The 13,865-nt window shown below is 60.5% G+C and carries 13 protein-coding genes; 5 read left to right on the forward strand and 8 right to left on the reverse strand.

All coding sequences use genetic code 11. The features are described from left to right. Positions 1-24: 24 nt before the first annotated feature. Complete coding sequence (locus tag BM017_RS26290) at positions 25-318, reverse strand: putative quinol monooxygenase (RefSeq protein WP_092250040.1); 294 nt, start codon at positions 316-318, stop codon at positions 25-27. A gap of 118 nt (positions 319-436) precedes the next feature. Here BM017_RS26290 and BM017_RS26295 point away from each other — a divergent pair, with 118 nt between their 5' ends. Together BM017_RS26295 and BM017_RS26300 are read left to right on the forward strand one after the other, a co-directional pair. Continuing rightward, a complete protein-coding gene (locus BM017_RS26295) occupies positions 437-1,363 on the forward strand; it encodes a LysR family transcriptional regulator (RefSeq protein WP_071491560.1) in 927 nt (308 codons plus the stop codon). Positions 1,364-1,500: 137 nt separating this feature from the next. Next, positions 1,501-2,190, forward strand: a complete 690-nt coding sequence (locus BM017_RS26300; protein ID WP_092250044.1) for an ArsR/SmtB family transcription factor — start codon at positions 1,501-1,503, stop codon at positions 2,188-2,190. 50 nt (positions 2,191-2,240) lie between these two features. Here the strand turns inward: BM017_RS26300 and BM017_RS26305 are convergent, their stop codons facing one another. Then, on the reverse strand, positions 2,241-3,194 hold the full coding sequence (locus tag BM017_RS26305; RefSeq protein ID WP_092250047.1) for an adenosine deaminase: 954 nt from the start codon (positions 3,192-3,194) through the stop codon (positions 2,241-2,243). Between the two features lie 194 nt (positions 3,195-3,388). Here BM017_RS26305 and BM017_RS26310 point away from each other — a divergent pair, with 194 nt between their 5' ends. Next, positions 3,389-4,480, forward strand: coding sequence for a calcium:cation antiporter (locus tag BM017_RS26310; protein WP_071491557.1), 1,092 nt, complete (start codon positions 3,389-3,391; stop codon positions 4,478-4,480). Here the strand turns inward: BM017_RS26310 and BM017_RS26315 are convergent, their stop codons facing one another. The 6 genes from BM017_RS26315 to BM017_RS26340 form a co-directional block, all read right to left on the reverse strand. After that, positions 4,481-5,836: an 8-oxoguanine deaminase gene (locus BM017_RS26315; protein ID WP_092250050.1), complete on the reverse strand. Its 1,356-nt coding sequence runs from the start codon at positions 5,834-5,836 to the stop codon at positions 4,481-4,483. Between the two features lie 146 nt (positions 5,837-5,982). Continuing rightward, positions 5,983-6,669 carry an SDR family oxidoreductase gene (locus BM017_RS26320; RefSeq protein ID WP_092250053.1) on the reverse strand — a complete coding sequence of 229 codons (687 nt, stop codon included), beginning with the start codon at positions 6,667-6,669 and terminating at the stop codon, positions 5,983-5,985. 34 nt (positions 6,670-6,703) lie between these two features. Next, positions 6,704-7,285, reverse strand: a complete 582-nt coding sequence (locus BM017_RS26325; protein ID WP_058423629.1) for an IMPACT family protein — start codon at positions 7,283-7,285, stop codon at positions 6,704-6,706. A gap of 12 nt (positions 7,286-7,297) precedes the next feature. Next, the gene (locus BM017_RS26330; RefSeq protein WP_092250056.1) at positions 7,298-7,957 is read right to left on the reverse strand and encodes a TetR/AcrR family transcriptional regulator; all 660 of its coding nucleotides are present in this window, start codon (positions 7,955-7,957) and stop codon (positions 7,298-7,300) included. 87 nt (positions 7,958-8,044) lie between these two features. Then, complete coding sequence (locus BM017_RS26335; protein WP_092250060.1) at positions 8,045-9,439, reverse strand: uracil-xanthine permease family protein; 1,395 nt, start codon at positions 9,437-9,439, stop codon at positions 8,045-8,047. Between the two features lie 80 nt (positions 9,440-9,519). After that, entirely contained in the window at positions 9,520-10,440 is a 921-nt protein-coding gene (locus BM017_RS26340) for a LysR family transcriptional regulator (RefSeq protein WP_092250063.1), read from the reverse strand. 126 nt (positions 10,441-10,566) lie between these two features. Here BM017_RS26340 and BM017_RS26345 point away from each other — a divergent pair, with 126 nt between their 5' ends. Together BM017_RS26345 and BM017_RS26350 are read left to right on the forward strand one after the other, a co-directional pair. Beyond that, entirely contained in the window at positions 10,567-11,916 is a 1,350-nt protein-coding gene (locus BM017_RS26345) for an omega-aminotransferase AptA (RefSeq protein ID WP_092250066.1), read from the forward strand. Between the two features lie 39 nt (positions 11,917-11,955). Next, positions 11,956-13,449: a CoA-acylating methylmalonate-semialdehyde dehydrogenase gene (locus BM017_RS26350; RefSeq protein ID WP_092250069.1), complete on the forward strand. Its 1,494-nt coding sequence runs from the start codon at positions 11,956-11,958 to the stop codon at positions 13,447-13,449. Positions 13,450-13,865: the final 416 nt, after the last annotated feature.

Raw genomic sequence — 13,865 nt, forward strand, 5'->3', positions numbered from 1 at the left:
ATGGCTCCGGAAAAAGGGCGATGATCAGGCGAGAAATTTCAGGCGCTTGAGTTCGAAGTGTTCGATTACATCAGCGGCCTGGGTGCGAAAGCTCTGGATATGCGCGCTCTGGTCGTGGTCGGCGAGCGCCGCTTCGTCGCTCCAGCGTTCGAGCATGTAGAAGGTCTCGGGGTGTTGCAGGTCTTGGTGCAGGTCGTATTGTTCGCAACCGGCCTCCAGGCGCGTGGGTTCCAGCAGGCCGCGCAGCAAGGGTTCCAGGGTGGCTTGTTGGCCGGGTTTGGCGATCAGCGTGGCAATGACGTTAAAGGCGGTGGACATAGTCAACTCCAGACACGTGATGAACGGGATGCACAGATGATTGGCTATTTCCCGCGCAGATAAAAGCGGCTAAAACAGCAGTCTGTTTCAATAAAATTTTGATAATGGGCGGGAACACATGCTGCGCTTTGATGATTTGCAGTTGTTTGTACGGGCGGCGGACCTCGGCAGCCTGTCCGCAGCGGCACGGGTGATGGACCTGTCGCCCGCCGTAGCCAGCGCCGCGCTCAAGCGTATCGAACAGCAACTGGACGCGCGCTTGCTGGCGCGTTCCACCCGCAGCTTGCGCCTGACGGCCGAAGGCGAGGGCTTCCTGGAGTATGCCCGTGCTGCGTTGAGTTCACTGGACGAGGGGCGCCGTTTATTGGCCAGCGGCCAGGACCATGTCAGCGGCGTGCTGCAGCTGTCCGCCCCGTCGGATTTCGGGCGTAACCAGTTGCTGCCGTGGTTGGATGAATTTCAGCGTGAGTATCCGCAACTTACCGTCCGTCTGCTGTTGGGTGATCGGATTGCCGACCTGTTTCGCCAGCCGGTGGATATTGCCCTGCGCTATGGTGAGCCCGAGGATTCGAGCCTTATCGCGCTGCCGGTTGCGCCGGAGAATGTTCGCGTGCTGTGTGCCTCCCCCAGCTACCTCGCCCGTTATGGTCAGCCACGGCACCTGGAGCAATTGGCCCAGCACAATTGCCTGCTCTATATGCTCGGAAGCCGGGTTCATGACCACTGGACGTTCCACGACGGCAAACGTGAAGTGAGCTTGACCGTCACGGGTGACCGCTTCAGTGACGATGCCGACGTGGTCCGTCGTTGGGCGGTGGCGGGTGTGGGGATTGCCTACAAATCCTGGCTGGATGTCAGCACCGATGTGCTCGCGGGCCGCTTGCGCCTGATCCTGCCGGAGCTGCGTGGTGAGCGCACGCCGCTCAATCTGCTGTGTGCCCATCGTGCGCAACTGAGCAAGCCCATCAACCTGTTGCGGGAAATGCTCGTATCTCGCTGTGCGACGTTGACCGCTCAATGGCCGGAGCGATTGAGCGCGACATAGCGCCTTCCATCAGAGCAGGAAATTTCACTCAGGTCCTGTCCCTATTCGCGCTGTCAGACGCCGTGGAACCGGTGGTTTGCGCCCCTATACTCTGGCTCCCACATCAGTAGAAAAATAAGCCAACAGGGAGTGAAAAGATGGAAGCAGCACCTTGCATCAGTCAGATCGCCAGCTTGCTCGCCGAGCCCAAGCGCACCGCCATGCTGTGGGCCTTGATGGACGGTTCAGCCAAGTCACCGATAGAGTTGGCGACGTTCGCCGGTTTGTCCACGACCTCCGCCCATGCGCACCTGGCGCGACTGACCGCAGGCGGTTTGCTGCGTGTGGAAGCCAGGCGTGGCAAGCGCCTGTTTCGCGTGGCGGCGCCGGATGTCAGTGCAGCCATCGATGCCCTGGCCAGGACCACCATGGCCTGCGCTGCGCGCAGCGCGCCGGATGCTTTGCCGCCGACCCTGATTGCTCCGCCGTCGTTACGTCATGCCCGTTTGTGCCATGGGCACCTTGGTGGCGAGTTGGGGGCGCAGTTGTATCAACATCTGCTGGACGCAGGCTGGATCGAGCGCTACGAACAGCGTCCCGATGTCACGGTGAAGGGCGCCCAGCACTTGGCAAAACTGGGGATTTTTACCCAGGCATTGGCGTCGCCGCTGGTGTGTAACTGCTTTGACTGGAGCCAGCAGCAGCCGCACCTGGGCGGTGCGTTGGGGGCGGGGTTGTTGCAATTGTTTTTGCAGTCGAACTGGATCTGCGTGAGCAATGAGTCCCAGGCCTTGCAGGTCAGTGCCATCGGGCGCAGGGCGATCAGCCGGTTGGCCGTGCCTGAGTGATGGTCCAGGCATTGACTGTGCAGGAGCCGGCAAGCCGGCTCCCACGGGTATTACGGTTTGACCAGTCGCGCATCCAGGCTGTTTTGCGCCAGGCGTCTGGCCTGGTCCTGGGTCATGCCCAGTGAGCTGTACAACGCGTGGAAGTTCTCGGTGACATAACCGCCGAAGTACGCCGGGTCATCCGAGTTCACGGTCACCTTCACGCCACGCTCGAGCATGTCGAGGATGTTGTGCTGGGCCATGTCGTCGAACACGCACAGCTTGGTGTTGGACAGCGGGCACACGGTCAGTGGGATCTGCTCGTCGATGATGCGCTGCATCAGGCGCTCGTCTTCGATGGCGCGTACGCCATGGTCGATACGCTGGATTTTCAGCAGGTCGATGGCTTCCCAGATGTACTCCGGCGGGCCTTCTTCACCGGCGTGGGCGACGGTGAGGAAGCCTTCGTGGCGGGCACGGTCGAACACACGCTGGAATTTGCTTGGCGGGTGACCCATTTCAGAGCTGTCCAGGCCCACGGCCACGAACGCGTCGCGGAACGGCAGGGCCTGGTCGAGGGTTTTTTCGGCTTCGGCTTCGCTCAGGTGGCGCAGGAAGCTGAGGATCAAGCCGCTGGTGATCCCCAGTTGCTGCTCGCCATCTTTCAGCGCCGCAGCGATGCCGTTGAGTACCACTTCGAACGGTATGCCACGGTCGGTGTGGGTTTGCGGGTCGAAGAAGGGTTCGGTGTGGATCACGTTCTGCGCTTTGCAACGCAGCAGGTAGGCCCAGGTCAGGTCGTAGAAATCCTGGGAAGTGCGCAGCACGTCGGCACCCTTGTAATACAGGTCGAGGAATTCCTGCAGGTTGTTGAAGGCGTAGGCCTTGCGCAGGGTTTCGACGTCGTTCCACGGCAGCGCAATCTTGTTGCGCTCGGCCAGGGCGAACAGCAACTCCGGCTCCAGCGAGCCTTCCAGGTGCAGGTGCAGTTCAGCCTTGGGCAGGGCGTTGAGCCAATCGTACATTTTCTAAATTCTCATCAGGTGCAATGAAGGCATTCTACAGGCCATGGCTGAAATAATCGGCAAAACCTGACCAGCAGGATTGCTTTCGTTGCATTCACGCAAGGGCCTTGTGAACTAAGGTGTAACGAAACGTTAGCGGCTTGGCGCAGTCTGTACCCCATCAATGACTGATTTGCCGTACTAAAAGGCCCGGAATGCTCACATCCCTCAAGCAAGAAAAATTCATGCTGCTGGCGCTGATTGCCGCCATCGCTGCCTATCCGCTGGAGCACTGGATGCTCCATAGTGGCCAAATCACGGCGCTGCTGGCCGGTGTGGTGCTGATCGGCTTTATCGTGGTGGCGTCGATGCGCGTGGCCCATCACGCCGAGCAGCTCGCGGAAAAAGTCGGCGATCCCTACGGCACCATGATCCTCACCCTCGCCGCCGTGCTGGTGGAAGTGGTGATCCTGGCGATCATGATGAGCAATGAGCCATCGCCCACCCTGGTGCGCGACACCATCTATTCTGCGGTGATGCTCGACATCAACGGGATCCTCGGCCTGGCCGCGCTGATGGGCGGCATCAAGCATGGTGAACAGTCCTACAACGATGACTCGGCACGCACCTACAGCGTGATGATCCTCACCGCCATGGGTGTGTCGATGGTGGTGCCGGAATTTATCCCCGAAGCCGACTGGAAAATCTATTCGGCCTTCACCATTGGCGCGATGGTGGTGTTGTACACCCTGTTCCTGCGTATGCAGGTTGGGCCGCACAGTTACTTCTTCAGCTACAGCTACCCGGAAAAGCGCCGCAAGAAACTGCCGGAAGAACAGGAAGCGCCGCCAGTCAACCTGGCGTTTTCCATTGGCACGCTGGTGTTTGGGGTGATTGTGATCGGTGCACTGGCCGAGGTGATGTCCAAGACCTTGGACCTGGGCCTGGAAGGCACAGGCGCGCCGCCGGTGATCACGGCGATCGTGGTCGCGGCCATTTCGGCAGCACCGGAGATTCTGACCGCGTTGCGGGCGGCGTTGGCGAACCGCATGCAGTCGGTGGTGAATATCGCGCTGGGTGCTTCGCTGTCGACGGTGATCCTGACGGTGCCGGTGATGGAGGCGATGGCGCTCTACACCGGGCAGCCGTTCCAGATGGCGATGACGCCGGTGCAGACCGTGATGGTGTTTATCACGCTGATCGTCAGCGCGATCAACCTCAACGATGGCGAAACCAACGCCATCGAAGGGATGACCCATTTCGTGCTGTTTGCGACCTTTATCATGCTGTCGCTGTTGGGGTTGTAATCAGCCAGCGATCAGCTGCCGCGCGGCCTGGGTGTGATCGGCGATCAGGCCCTTGAGGTCCAGGCCTTCGACCTGGCCGTCGATCACGCGCCATTTGCCGCCGATCATTACCCGGTCCGCACGGTCGGCGCCGCACAACAGCAACGCCGAAATCGGATCGTGGCTGCCGGAAAAGCGCAGCTCATCCAGCTTGAACAGCGCCAGATCGGCCTGCTTGCCTACGGCCAACTCACCGATATCCGTACGCCCCAGCAACTGCGCCGAACCCTTGGTCGCCCAACCCAGCACACCTTCCGGGGTGATCTTTTCCGCGCCGTAACGCAGGCGCTGGATGTACAAAGCCTGGCGCGCTTCAAGGATCATATTCGACGCGTCGTTGGACGCGGAACCGTCCACACCCAGGCCGATAGGCGCGCCGGCCGCGAGCAGGTCCAGGGTCGGGCAGATGCCGGACGCCAGGCGCATGTTCGAGCTTGGGCAATGGCAGATGCCGGTGCCGGCAGCGCCCAGGCGCGCGATTTCATCCGGGTTGAAGTGAATGCCATGGGCCAGCCACGTGCGCGGACCGAGCCAGCCGACGCTGTCCAGGTAATCCACGGTACGCAGGCCGAAACGTTGCAGGCAGAAATCCTCCTCGTCGAGGGTTTCCGCCAGGTGGGTGTGCAGGCGCACATCCAGGCGATTGGCCAGTTCAGCGCTGGCTTCCATGATTTCCGGGGTGACGGAAAACGGCGAGCAGGGCGCCAGGGCAATCTGGATCTGCGCGCCGTCGCCACGCTGGTGGTATTCACGGATCAGGCGCTGGCTGTCTTCGAGGATGACCTGGCCCTGTTGCACCGTCTGTTGCGGCGGCAGGCCACCGTCGGCCTCGCCCAGGCTCATGGAACCGCGGGTGAGCATGGCGCGCATGCCCAATTCGCGCACGCTTTGCACTTGCACGTCGATAGCGTTTTCCAGGCCCTCGGGGAACAGGTAGTGGTGGTCTGCCGCCGTGGTGCAGCCCGAGAGCAGCAGTTCGGCCAACGCAACTTTACTGGCCAGTGCGAGTTTTTCCGGGGTGAGCCGTGCCCAGACCGGGTACAGGGTCTTCAACCAGGGAAACAACGGCTGATTGACCACCGGTGCCCAGGCGCGGGTCAGGGTTTGATAGAAGTGATGGTGGGTGTTGATCAGCCCCGGCAGGACCACATGTTCACGGGCATCGAACACCTGTGCGCAGGGCTGCGTGGGTTCTTGGCCCTGGGCCAGCACTTCGGTGATCACACCGTCCTGCAGCACCAGGCCGCCACGGGCGTCGAGGCCGTTGGCCGGGAAAATCGCGAGGGGTTTTTTTAACCAGCTACGGGTCGCAGGCATTGGCCGGCTCCTCTGAATGATGGGTTCAGGTTTGCCAGCTCAGTGTTGCCCTGTCTGCTGATCCAGGGTCGCCCGTGAGGGCGAGGTGGGCAGTCTACGCGCGGATTGTTATCGACGGCAATCGGTCGATAACAATCCCGCACCGCTTACCAGGCGATGGTGTCGCCTTTGTAGTCGATGAAGTGATGGCCGCCTTTGCCGGTGTAGGCGTTCACCTGGTCGACCAGGCCGCGCACGCTGGTGTCGACATCGATATGGGCGTTTTCGCCGCCCATATCAGTCTTCACCCAGCCCGGATGCAGCGACAGTACGGTCAGCTTGTGATCACCCAACTGAGTGATGAAGCTGTTGGTCATGGAGTTGAGTGCCGCCTTGCTGGCTTTGTACAGCGCCAGGTCCGAGCCGTCCGGGATGGTCACGCTGCCCAGCACCGAACTCATGAACGCCAGCACGCCAGTGTCCTTGCGGATCTGCCCGACGAAACGCTGGGCCAGGTTGATCGGCGCTACGGCATTGGTGAAAAACAGTTGGCCGACTTCGGCCAGGGTGGCGTGGCCCGGCTCCTGGTTGGCAGGGCCCTTGACGCCGGCGTTGACGAACAGCAGGTCGAAGGTGCTGGCCTTGAGGCGTTGGCTCAGGGCGATCACGGCTTGCTGATCGTCCATGTCGAGCTTCTCGATCTGTACCGGCCCAACGGCTTTCAGCGCATCGGCCTTGCTCGGGTCACGCACGGTGGCGGTCACCTCCCAGCCGTCCTGAAGCAGTTGCTTGACCAGGCCGAGGCCCAGGCCGCGGGAGGCGCCGATGATCAGTGCGGTTTTTGGCGTAGACATGAAAAGCTTCCTTTAGCGTCGCGGTTCACGGAGTTCAGCGTTGTAGCAGGATACGCCCACGGCTGAGGTCGGCGAGTTGAATTTGCAGGGTGTCGATATGCGCTTCGCCCAAGGCCAGTTGCAGCTCGACGCCATTGGCGGTGAAGGTTTCTTCGACCACCAGCCCACCCAGTTCGGCGACTCGCAGTTTCACCAGGTTCAACTCGGCGAAGCCACAAGCGCAACTCAAGGGGACACGGCTGATCAGTTCGATGCGATCGGCGGTTTGCAGGCATTTGTTCGCTCCACCGCCATAGGCCCGGGCCAGACCGCCGGTGCCCAGCTGGATGCCGCCGTACCAGCGAATCACCAGCACCGCCACCTGATCGAAGCCCTGTGCCTCGATGGCCGCCAGGATCGGCCGCCCGGCGGTGCCGCCGGGTTCGCCGTCGTCGTTGCTGCGGTATTGATCGGCCAGCTTCCAGGCCCAGCAATTGTGCGTGGCGTTCAAGTCGCTGTGTTGCTCGAAAAACGCCTGGGCGTCTTGCGGGCTGGTGATCGGTGCGGCGAGGGTGATAAAGCGGCTTTTGCGTATTTCTTCGCGAAACTCGCAAAGGCCGGTGAGCGTGAAAGGCATAAGTCGCTTCGTTTAATGGACGGGCTTGATGCCGCAGCCCTTGAGGATGATATGGATCAGGTTGGTGCCGGCGTCTTCCATGTCCTGCTTGGTCAGCTTGGTGCGGCCGGTGACGCGGCAGATCTGGGTGGCGAAGTCGGCGTAGTGCTGGGTGCTGCCCCACAGCAGAAAGATCAGGTGCACGGGGTCTATCGGGTCCATCTTGCCAGCGTCGATCCAGGCCTGGAACACGGCTGCCCGGCCGCTGAACCAGGCGCGGTAGTCCTGGCTGAAATATTCGGTGAGGCATTCGCCGCCGCTGATGATCTCCATCGCGAAGATTCGCGAAGCCTGGGGCTGGCGACGCGAGAACTCCATCTTGGTGCGGATGTAGCGGGTGAGCGCCACGGCCGGGTCATCTTCGGCGGTCAGCGTGTTGAAGGTGCTGTCCCACAGCTCGAGGATATTGCTGAGCACCGCGATATACAGGCCCAGCTTGTTTGTGAAGTAGTAATGCAAGTTGGCCTTGGGCAGCCCGGCACTGGCCGCGATGGTGTTCATGCTGGTGCCTTTGTAGCCATGGCGCGCGAACTCGTCTTCAGCCGCCTGCAGAATCGCTTGTTCGTTCTTTTGCCGAATGCGGCTGGCGGGCTTACCGGCGTGGGTGCTGTGGGCAGGAACTTCGAGGCTCATGGAGGTTTCCGTGCTGATCGATTGAGACGACGTGTGCACAGATAACCCACCCTCAAGCCTCAGACAAGTCCTGATGCAATAAAACCGTCAAAGCGGTTCCAGGCTGTCGCTTTCCGGTGCTTTGTTTGCGGCAGCGCTGGGGGCCTTGCTTTCGGGCAGCAACAGGCACAACACGATGGCCGTCAGCCCGCCGCTGGTGATGGCGGAGTCAAACAGGTTCTGCACCAGCGTCGGCATCAGATGCAGCAGGTTCGGTTGGGCGGCGATGCCCAGGCCGACGCCAAACGAAGTGGCGATGATCAGCATGCTGCGCCGGTCCAGCGGTGCCTGGGCGAGGATGCGCACGCCAGCAGCGGCCACACTGCCGAACATCACCAGGGTGGCGCCCCCCAACACCGGCTTGGGGATTTGTTGCAGCACGGCGCCAATCATTGGAAACAGACCGAGACAAAACAGCACCGCGCCGATGTAGAGGCCAACGTAGCGGCTGGCCACGCCGGTGAGTTGGATTACACCATTGTTCTGCGCGAAGGTGGTGTTGGGGAAGGCGCTCAAGGTGGCGGCGATCATGCAGCTCACGCCATCACCGAGTACGCCGCCCTTGAGTCTGCCTATATAAGAAGGGCCGCTGATGGGTTGGCGGGCAATCATGCAGTTGGCGGTGAGGTCGCCAACGGTTTCGATGCTGCTGATCAGATAAATAAGCGCGATCGGTAGGAACGCGCTCCAGTCGAAGTTGAAACCAAAGCGGAACGGGATCGGCAGGCTGACCAGCGGCAGATCTGGCAGGGCTTGAGGCACCAGTTTGCCACTGAACCAGGCGGCCAGGCTGCCGAGGGCGAGGCCGATGATGATGGCCGAGAGGCGCACCCAAGGTGTATTCGAGCGGTTGAGCAGAATGATCGTCAACACCACGAACAGGCCCAGCGCCAGGTTGGTCGGCGCGCCGAAATCGGCGGCATTGAAGCCGCCGCCGAGGTCGGTGATACCGACTTTGATCAAGCTGATGCCGATCAGGGTGATGACGATTCCGGTGACCAGAGGCGTGATGACTCGGCGCAGCTGCCCGATGAAGCGGCTCAACACGATCTGCACCACGGCGCCGAAAAAGCACACGCCGAAGATCATCGCCATGATGTCTTCCGGGCTGCCGCCGCGTTGTTTCACCAGGAAACCTGCCGACAGCACCGCGCCGAGAAACGCGAAGCTGGTGCCTTGCAGGCAGATCATCCCGGCGCCTATACCGAAGGGCCTGCGCGCCTGGATGAAGGTGCCGACACCGGAGACCATCAGCGCCATGCTGATCAGGTAGGGCAAATGGGCGGTGAGCCCCAGGGCGGAGCCGATGATCAGCGGCGGGGTGATGATGCCGACAAATGCAGCAAGTACATGTTGCAGGGCGGCGAGTAAGGCAGGTCCGGGTTTCGGGCGGTCGTTGAGCCCGTAGATAAGATCGCTGCTGTTGGACGTTTCTGGTGGCATGGCGGGCAAACTCAAGGTCTATGTCCTTGGGTTGTTGCAAAAAGCTGTCCAACTGCTCAGCTTTTAGCTGCGAGGCCGAGTTAGCGGGTTGCCGCGAGACTTTCCAGGAAGCTTTCCAGCACCAAATGGGGGCGCCGGCCTTTGCGCGTGACCGATGCGAGGCTTAAATCGTAAAAACGCGTAGCCGGTTTCAGCGCACGCAGTCGGCCTTGTTGTACCCAAAGGCTCGCGTAGTGGTCGGGCAGGTAACCGATGTAACGACCGGTGAGGATCAGGAACGCCATGCCTTCGCGGTCGGAGGCGCTGGCCGTGCAGTTGAGCGCCTGGTAATGGGCCTGGATTTCGGCGGGCAGGCGGAAGGTCGGGGCGATGGCGTCCTGAGCGTCAATGCGTGCATCTTCCAGTTGCCTGTTGTCGGCATAGAACAACGGGTGGCCGACCGCGCAGTAGAGCAATGAACGTTCACTGTACAGCGGCTGGTATTCCAACCCCGACAAGGCGCTGGCCTGCGGCACCACGCCCACATGCAAGCGGCCATCGAGCACGCCTTGTTCGACTTCGTTGGGGGCGATCATACGGATCTGGATCTGCACGTCCGGCCCGCGCTCCTTCAGTTGTGCGAGCGCGTGGGTGATGCGCATGTGGGGCAGGGTGACGAGGTTGTCGGTGAGGCCGATGATCAACTCACCACGCAAGTGCTGGTGCAGGCCGTTGACCTCGGTGCGAAAGCTTTCCAGGGCACTCAGCAGTTGCAGGGCCGACTGGTAGACCTCGCGGCCCTCTTCGGTCAGGGAGAAGCCGGCGCGGCCGCGTTGGCACAGTCTCAATCCGAGGCGTTGCTCCAGGTCGCTCATTTGCTGGCTGATCGCCGAGCGCCCGATGCCCAGCACGGTTTCCGCCGCGGAGAAGCCGCCGCACTCCACCACGCTGCGAAAGATGCGCAGCAGGCGGATATCGAAGTCGCTGACTTGGGCCAAGGGGTCGGGTCGACGGCTGCTCATAGTTTAGTGAAGGCCTGACTGAAGGTTAGAAGAGTTGGATTTCACCGACTTTATCGCCGTGGCAATTTAGCTGCAACAACGCTTTTTCAATCCCGACGCTGCCTTTTGCCCTGCGAGGTTTTGCTGATGAACATGCTCGAAAATGCCCCATCGTCCCTGGCCAGCCAATTGAAGCTGGACGCGCACTGGATGCCATACACCGCCAACCGAAACTTCCAGCGTGACCCGCGCCTGATCGTGGCCGCCGAAGGGAGCTGGTTGACCGATGACAAGGGCCGCAAGGTGTATGACTCGTTGTCGGGCCTGTGGACCTGTGGTGCCGGGCATACGCGCAAGGAAATCCAGGAAGCGGTCGCCAAGCAGCTGGGCACGTTGGACTACTCGCCGGGCTTCCAGTACGGTCATCCATTGTCCTTCCAGTTGGCGGAAAAGATTACCGACCTGACCCCAGGCAACCTGAACCATGTGTTCTTCACCGACTCTGGCTCCGAGTGTGCCGATACGGCGGTGAAGATGGTGCGTGCGTACTGGCGCCTGAAGGGCCAGGCCACCAAGACCAAGATGATCGGTCGCGCCCGTGGTTATCACGGTGTGAACATTGCCGGTACCAGCCTGGGGGGCGTCAACGGCAACCGTAAGCTGTTTGGCCAGGGCTTGATGGACGTTGACCATTTGCCGCATACCTTGCTGGCAAGCAATGCCTTCTCCCGTGGCATGCCGGAGCAGGGCGGTATCGCGCTGGCAGACGAACTGCTCAAGCTGATCGAATTGCACGACGCGTCGAACATCGCTGCAGTGTTTGTCGAACCTATGGCCGGCTCCGCTGGCGTGCTGGTGCCGCCACAGGGTTATCTCAAGCGTCTGCGTGAGATCTGTGACCAGCACAATATCCTGCTGGTGTTCGATGAAGTGATCACCGGTTTCGGTCGTACCGGCTCGATGTTCGGTGCCGACAGCTTCGGCGTGACCCCGGACCTGATGTGCATCGCCAAGCAAGTCACCAACGGCGCGATCCCGATGGGCGCAGTGATTGCCAGCAGCGAGATCTACCAGACCTTCATGAACCAGGCGACGCCGGAGTACGCGGTGGAATTCCCCCACGGCTACACCTACTCGGCGCACCCGGTGGCCTGCGCGGCGGGCCTGGCGGCATTGGACCTGTTGCAGAAGGAAAACCTGGTGCAGAGCGTCGCTGAAGTCGCCCCGCACTTTGAGAATGCGCTGCATGGCTTGAAGGGCAGCAAGAACGTGATCGATATTCGCAACTACGGCCTGGCCGGCGCGATCCAGATTGCCCCGCGTGATGGTGATGCCATCGTGCGTCCATTCGAGGCCGGCATGGCTTTGTGGAAAGCGGGTTTCTACGTGCGCTTTGGCGGTGACACCCTGCAGTTCGGGCCAACCTTCAACAGCAAGCCGCAGGACCTGGATCGCCTGTTCGATGCGGTCGGCGAAGTGCTGAACAAGATCGACTGATTTCTCCTTCTATATAGAACAACTTTTCAGGAGCCCCGCATGAGCCTTATCCAGCATTTGATCAACGGTGAGTTGATCAATGATTCCGGCCGTAGTGCCGACGTGTACAACCCGTCGACCGGCCAAGTGATTCATCAAGTGCCGTTGGCCAGCCGTGAAACCATCCAGCAGGCGATCGACGCAGCCAAGGCGGCGTTCCCGGCGTGGCGTAATACTCCGCCGGCCAAGCGTGCCCAGGTGATGTTTCGTTTCAAGCAATTGCTGGAACAGAACGAAGCGCGCATTTCGCAACTGATCAGCGAAGAGCATGGCAAGACGCTGGAAGATGCCGCCGGTGAGTTGAAGCGTGGCATCGAGAACGTTGAGTACGCGTGTTCGGCACCAGAGATTCTGAAGGGCGAGTACAGCCGTAATGTAGGACCAAATATTGATGCATGGTCGGATTTCCAGCCGCTGGGCGTAGTGGCCGGTATTACCCCGTTCAACTTCCCGGCAATGGTGCCGCTGTGGATGTATCCGCTGGCGATCGTCTGCGGTAACTGTTTCATCCTGAAACCATCGGAGCGTGATCCGAGCTCGACATTGCTGATTGCACAACTGTTGCAGGAAGCCGGGCTGCCCAAAGGCGTGCTCAGCGTGGTGCACGGTGACAAGGGCGCGGTGGACGCGCTGATCGAGGCGCCGGAAGTGAAGGCGCTTAGCTTCGTGGGCTCGACGCCGATTGCCGAATACATCTACTCCGAGGCAACCAAGCGTGGCAAGCGCGTACAGGCATTGGGTGGGGCGAAGAACCACGCGGTGCTGATGCCGGATGCGGATCTGGATAACGCCGTCAGCGCTCTGATGGGTGCAGCATACGGTTCCTGCGGTGAGCGTTGCATGGCGATCTCGGTGGCGGTGTGCGTGGGCGACCAGGTGGCGGATGCGTTGATCGCCAAGCTGGTGCCGCAGGTCAAGGCACTGAAGATCGGGGCGGGGACGTCTTGTGGCCTGGATATGGGGCCGTTGGTGACTGGCCAGGCGCGGGATAAGGTCAGTGGCTATATAGAAGACGGTGTTTCTTCGGGTGCCAGGTTGGTGGTTGATGGGCGCGGGCTGAGTGTTACGGGCCATGAAGAGGGTTTCTTCCTGGGCGGTAGTCTGTTTGATCATGTGACGCCTGAAATGCGTATCTACAAAGAAGAGATCTTTGGGCCGGTGTTGTGTGTTGTGCGGGTGGATAGCCTGGAAGCGGCCATGCAACTGATCAACGACCATGAATACGGTAACGGTACGTGTATCTTCACCCGTGACGGTGAAGCGGCGCGTTTGTTCTGTGACGAGATTGAAGTGGGTATGGTGGGGGTGAATGTTCCATTGCCTGTGCCGGTGGCGTATCACAGTTTTGGTGGCTGGAAGCGTTCGCTGTTTGGCGATCTGCATGCCTACGGGCCGGATGGGGTGCGTTTCTATACTCGTCGCAAGGCGATTACCCAGCGTTGGCCGCAGCGGGCCAGTCATGAAGCCTCGCAATTTGCTTTCCCTAGTTTGTAAGTAGTGCAGAAAGCCGGCCCCTCGGGGCCGGCTTTTGCGTTTCTGGGAGTTTTTTGACCTGTGTGACAGAAATATGAAAAAAGGTGTTGACGGCAGATTCTGGAAGTCTATAATTCGCCCCACTTCCGGCGCAGTCGAAACGGAAAACTCCTTGGTAAACAAAGAGTTACGCGGAATTCGACAGCGACTTGCTTCAGTTTATCGAAGCCCAGGAGGAGTTGATAGGGCAGTGTTGTCTGGCTCTATTAACGTTTCGATCCTCTCGGTCGAAAGCGGAGAAAAAGAGGTGTTGACAGCAGCGTGTAACGCTGTAGAATTCGCCTCCCGCTAACGAGAGATCGGAAGCGCAAGTGGTTGAAGTTGTTGAAGAAATCTTCGAAAACTTCTGAAAATAATCACTTGACAGCAAATGAGGC

The sequence above is a fragment of the Pseudomonas sp. NFPP04 genome (assembly GCF_900113815.1).
Lineage (GTDB): Bacteria > Pseudomonadota > Gammaproteobacteria > Pseudomonadales > Pseudomonadaceae > Aquipseudomonas > Aquipseudomonas extremorientalis.

Bases quoted from the DNA above. Each gene is read 5' to 3' on its own strand.
- BM017_RS26325 (WP_058423629.1), bottom strand. From the start codon at position 7,285: ATGCCTTTCACGCTCACCGGCCTTTGCGAGTTTCGCGAAGAAATACGC.
- BM017_RS26295 (WP_071491560.1), top strand. From the start codon at position 437: ATGCTGCGCTTTGATGATTTGCAGTTGTTTGTACGGGCGGCGGACCTC.
- BM017_RS26300 (WP_092250044.1), top strand. From the start codon at position 1,501: ATGGAAGCAGCACCTTGCATCAGTCAGATCGCCAGCTTGCTCGCCGAG.
- BM017_RS26305 (WP_092250047.1), bottom strand. From the start codon at position 3,194: ATGTACGATTGGCTCAACGCCCTGCCCAAGGCTGAACTGCACCTGCAC.
- BM017_RS26290 (WP_092250040.1), bottom strand. From the start codon at position 318: ATGTCCACCGCCTTTAACGTCATTGCCACGCTGATCGCCAAACCCGGC.
- BM017_RS26345 (WP_092250066.1), top strand. From the start codon at position 10,567: ATGAACATGCTCGAAAATGCCCCATCGTCCCTGGCCAGCCAATTGAAG.
- BM017_RS26315 (WP_092250050.1), bottom strand. From the start codon at position 5,836: ATGCCTGCGACCCGTAGCTGGTTAAAAAAACCCCTCGCGATTTTCCCG.
- BM017_RS26350 (WP_092250069.1), top strand. From the start codon at position 11,956: ATGAGCCTTATCCAGCATTTGATCAACGGTGAGTTGATCAATGATTCC.
- BM017_RS26320 (WP_092250053.1), bottom strand. From the start codon at position 6,669: ATGTCTACGCCAAAAACCGCACTGATCATCGGCGCCTCCCGCGGCCTG.
- BM017_RS26330 (WP_092250056.1), bottom strand. From the start codon at position 7,957: ATGAGCCTCGAAGTTCCTGCCCACAGCACCCACGCCGGTAAGCCCGCC.
- BM017_RS26310 (WP_071491557.1), top strand. From the start codon at position 3,389: ATGCTCACATCCCTCAAGCAAGAAAAATTCATGCTGCTGGCGCTGATT.
- BM017_RS26335 (WP_092250060.1), bottom strand. From the start codon at position 9,439: ATGCCACCAGAAACGTCCAACAGCAGCGATCTTATCTACGGGCTCAAC.
- BM017_RS26340 (WP_092250063.1), bottom strand. From the start codon at position 10,440: ATGAGCAGCCGTCGACCCGACCCCTTGGCCCAAGTCAGCGACTTCGAT.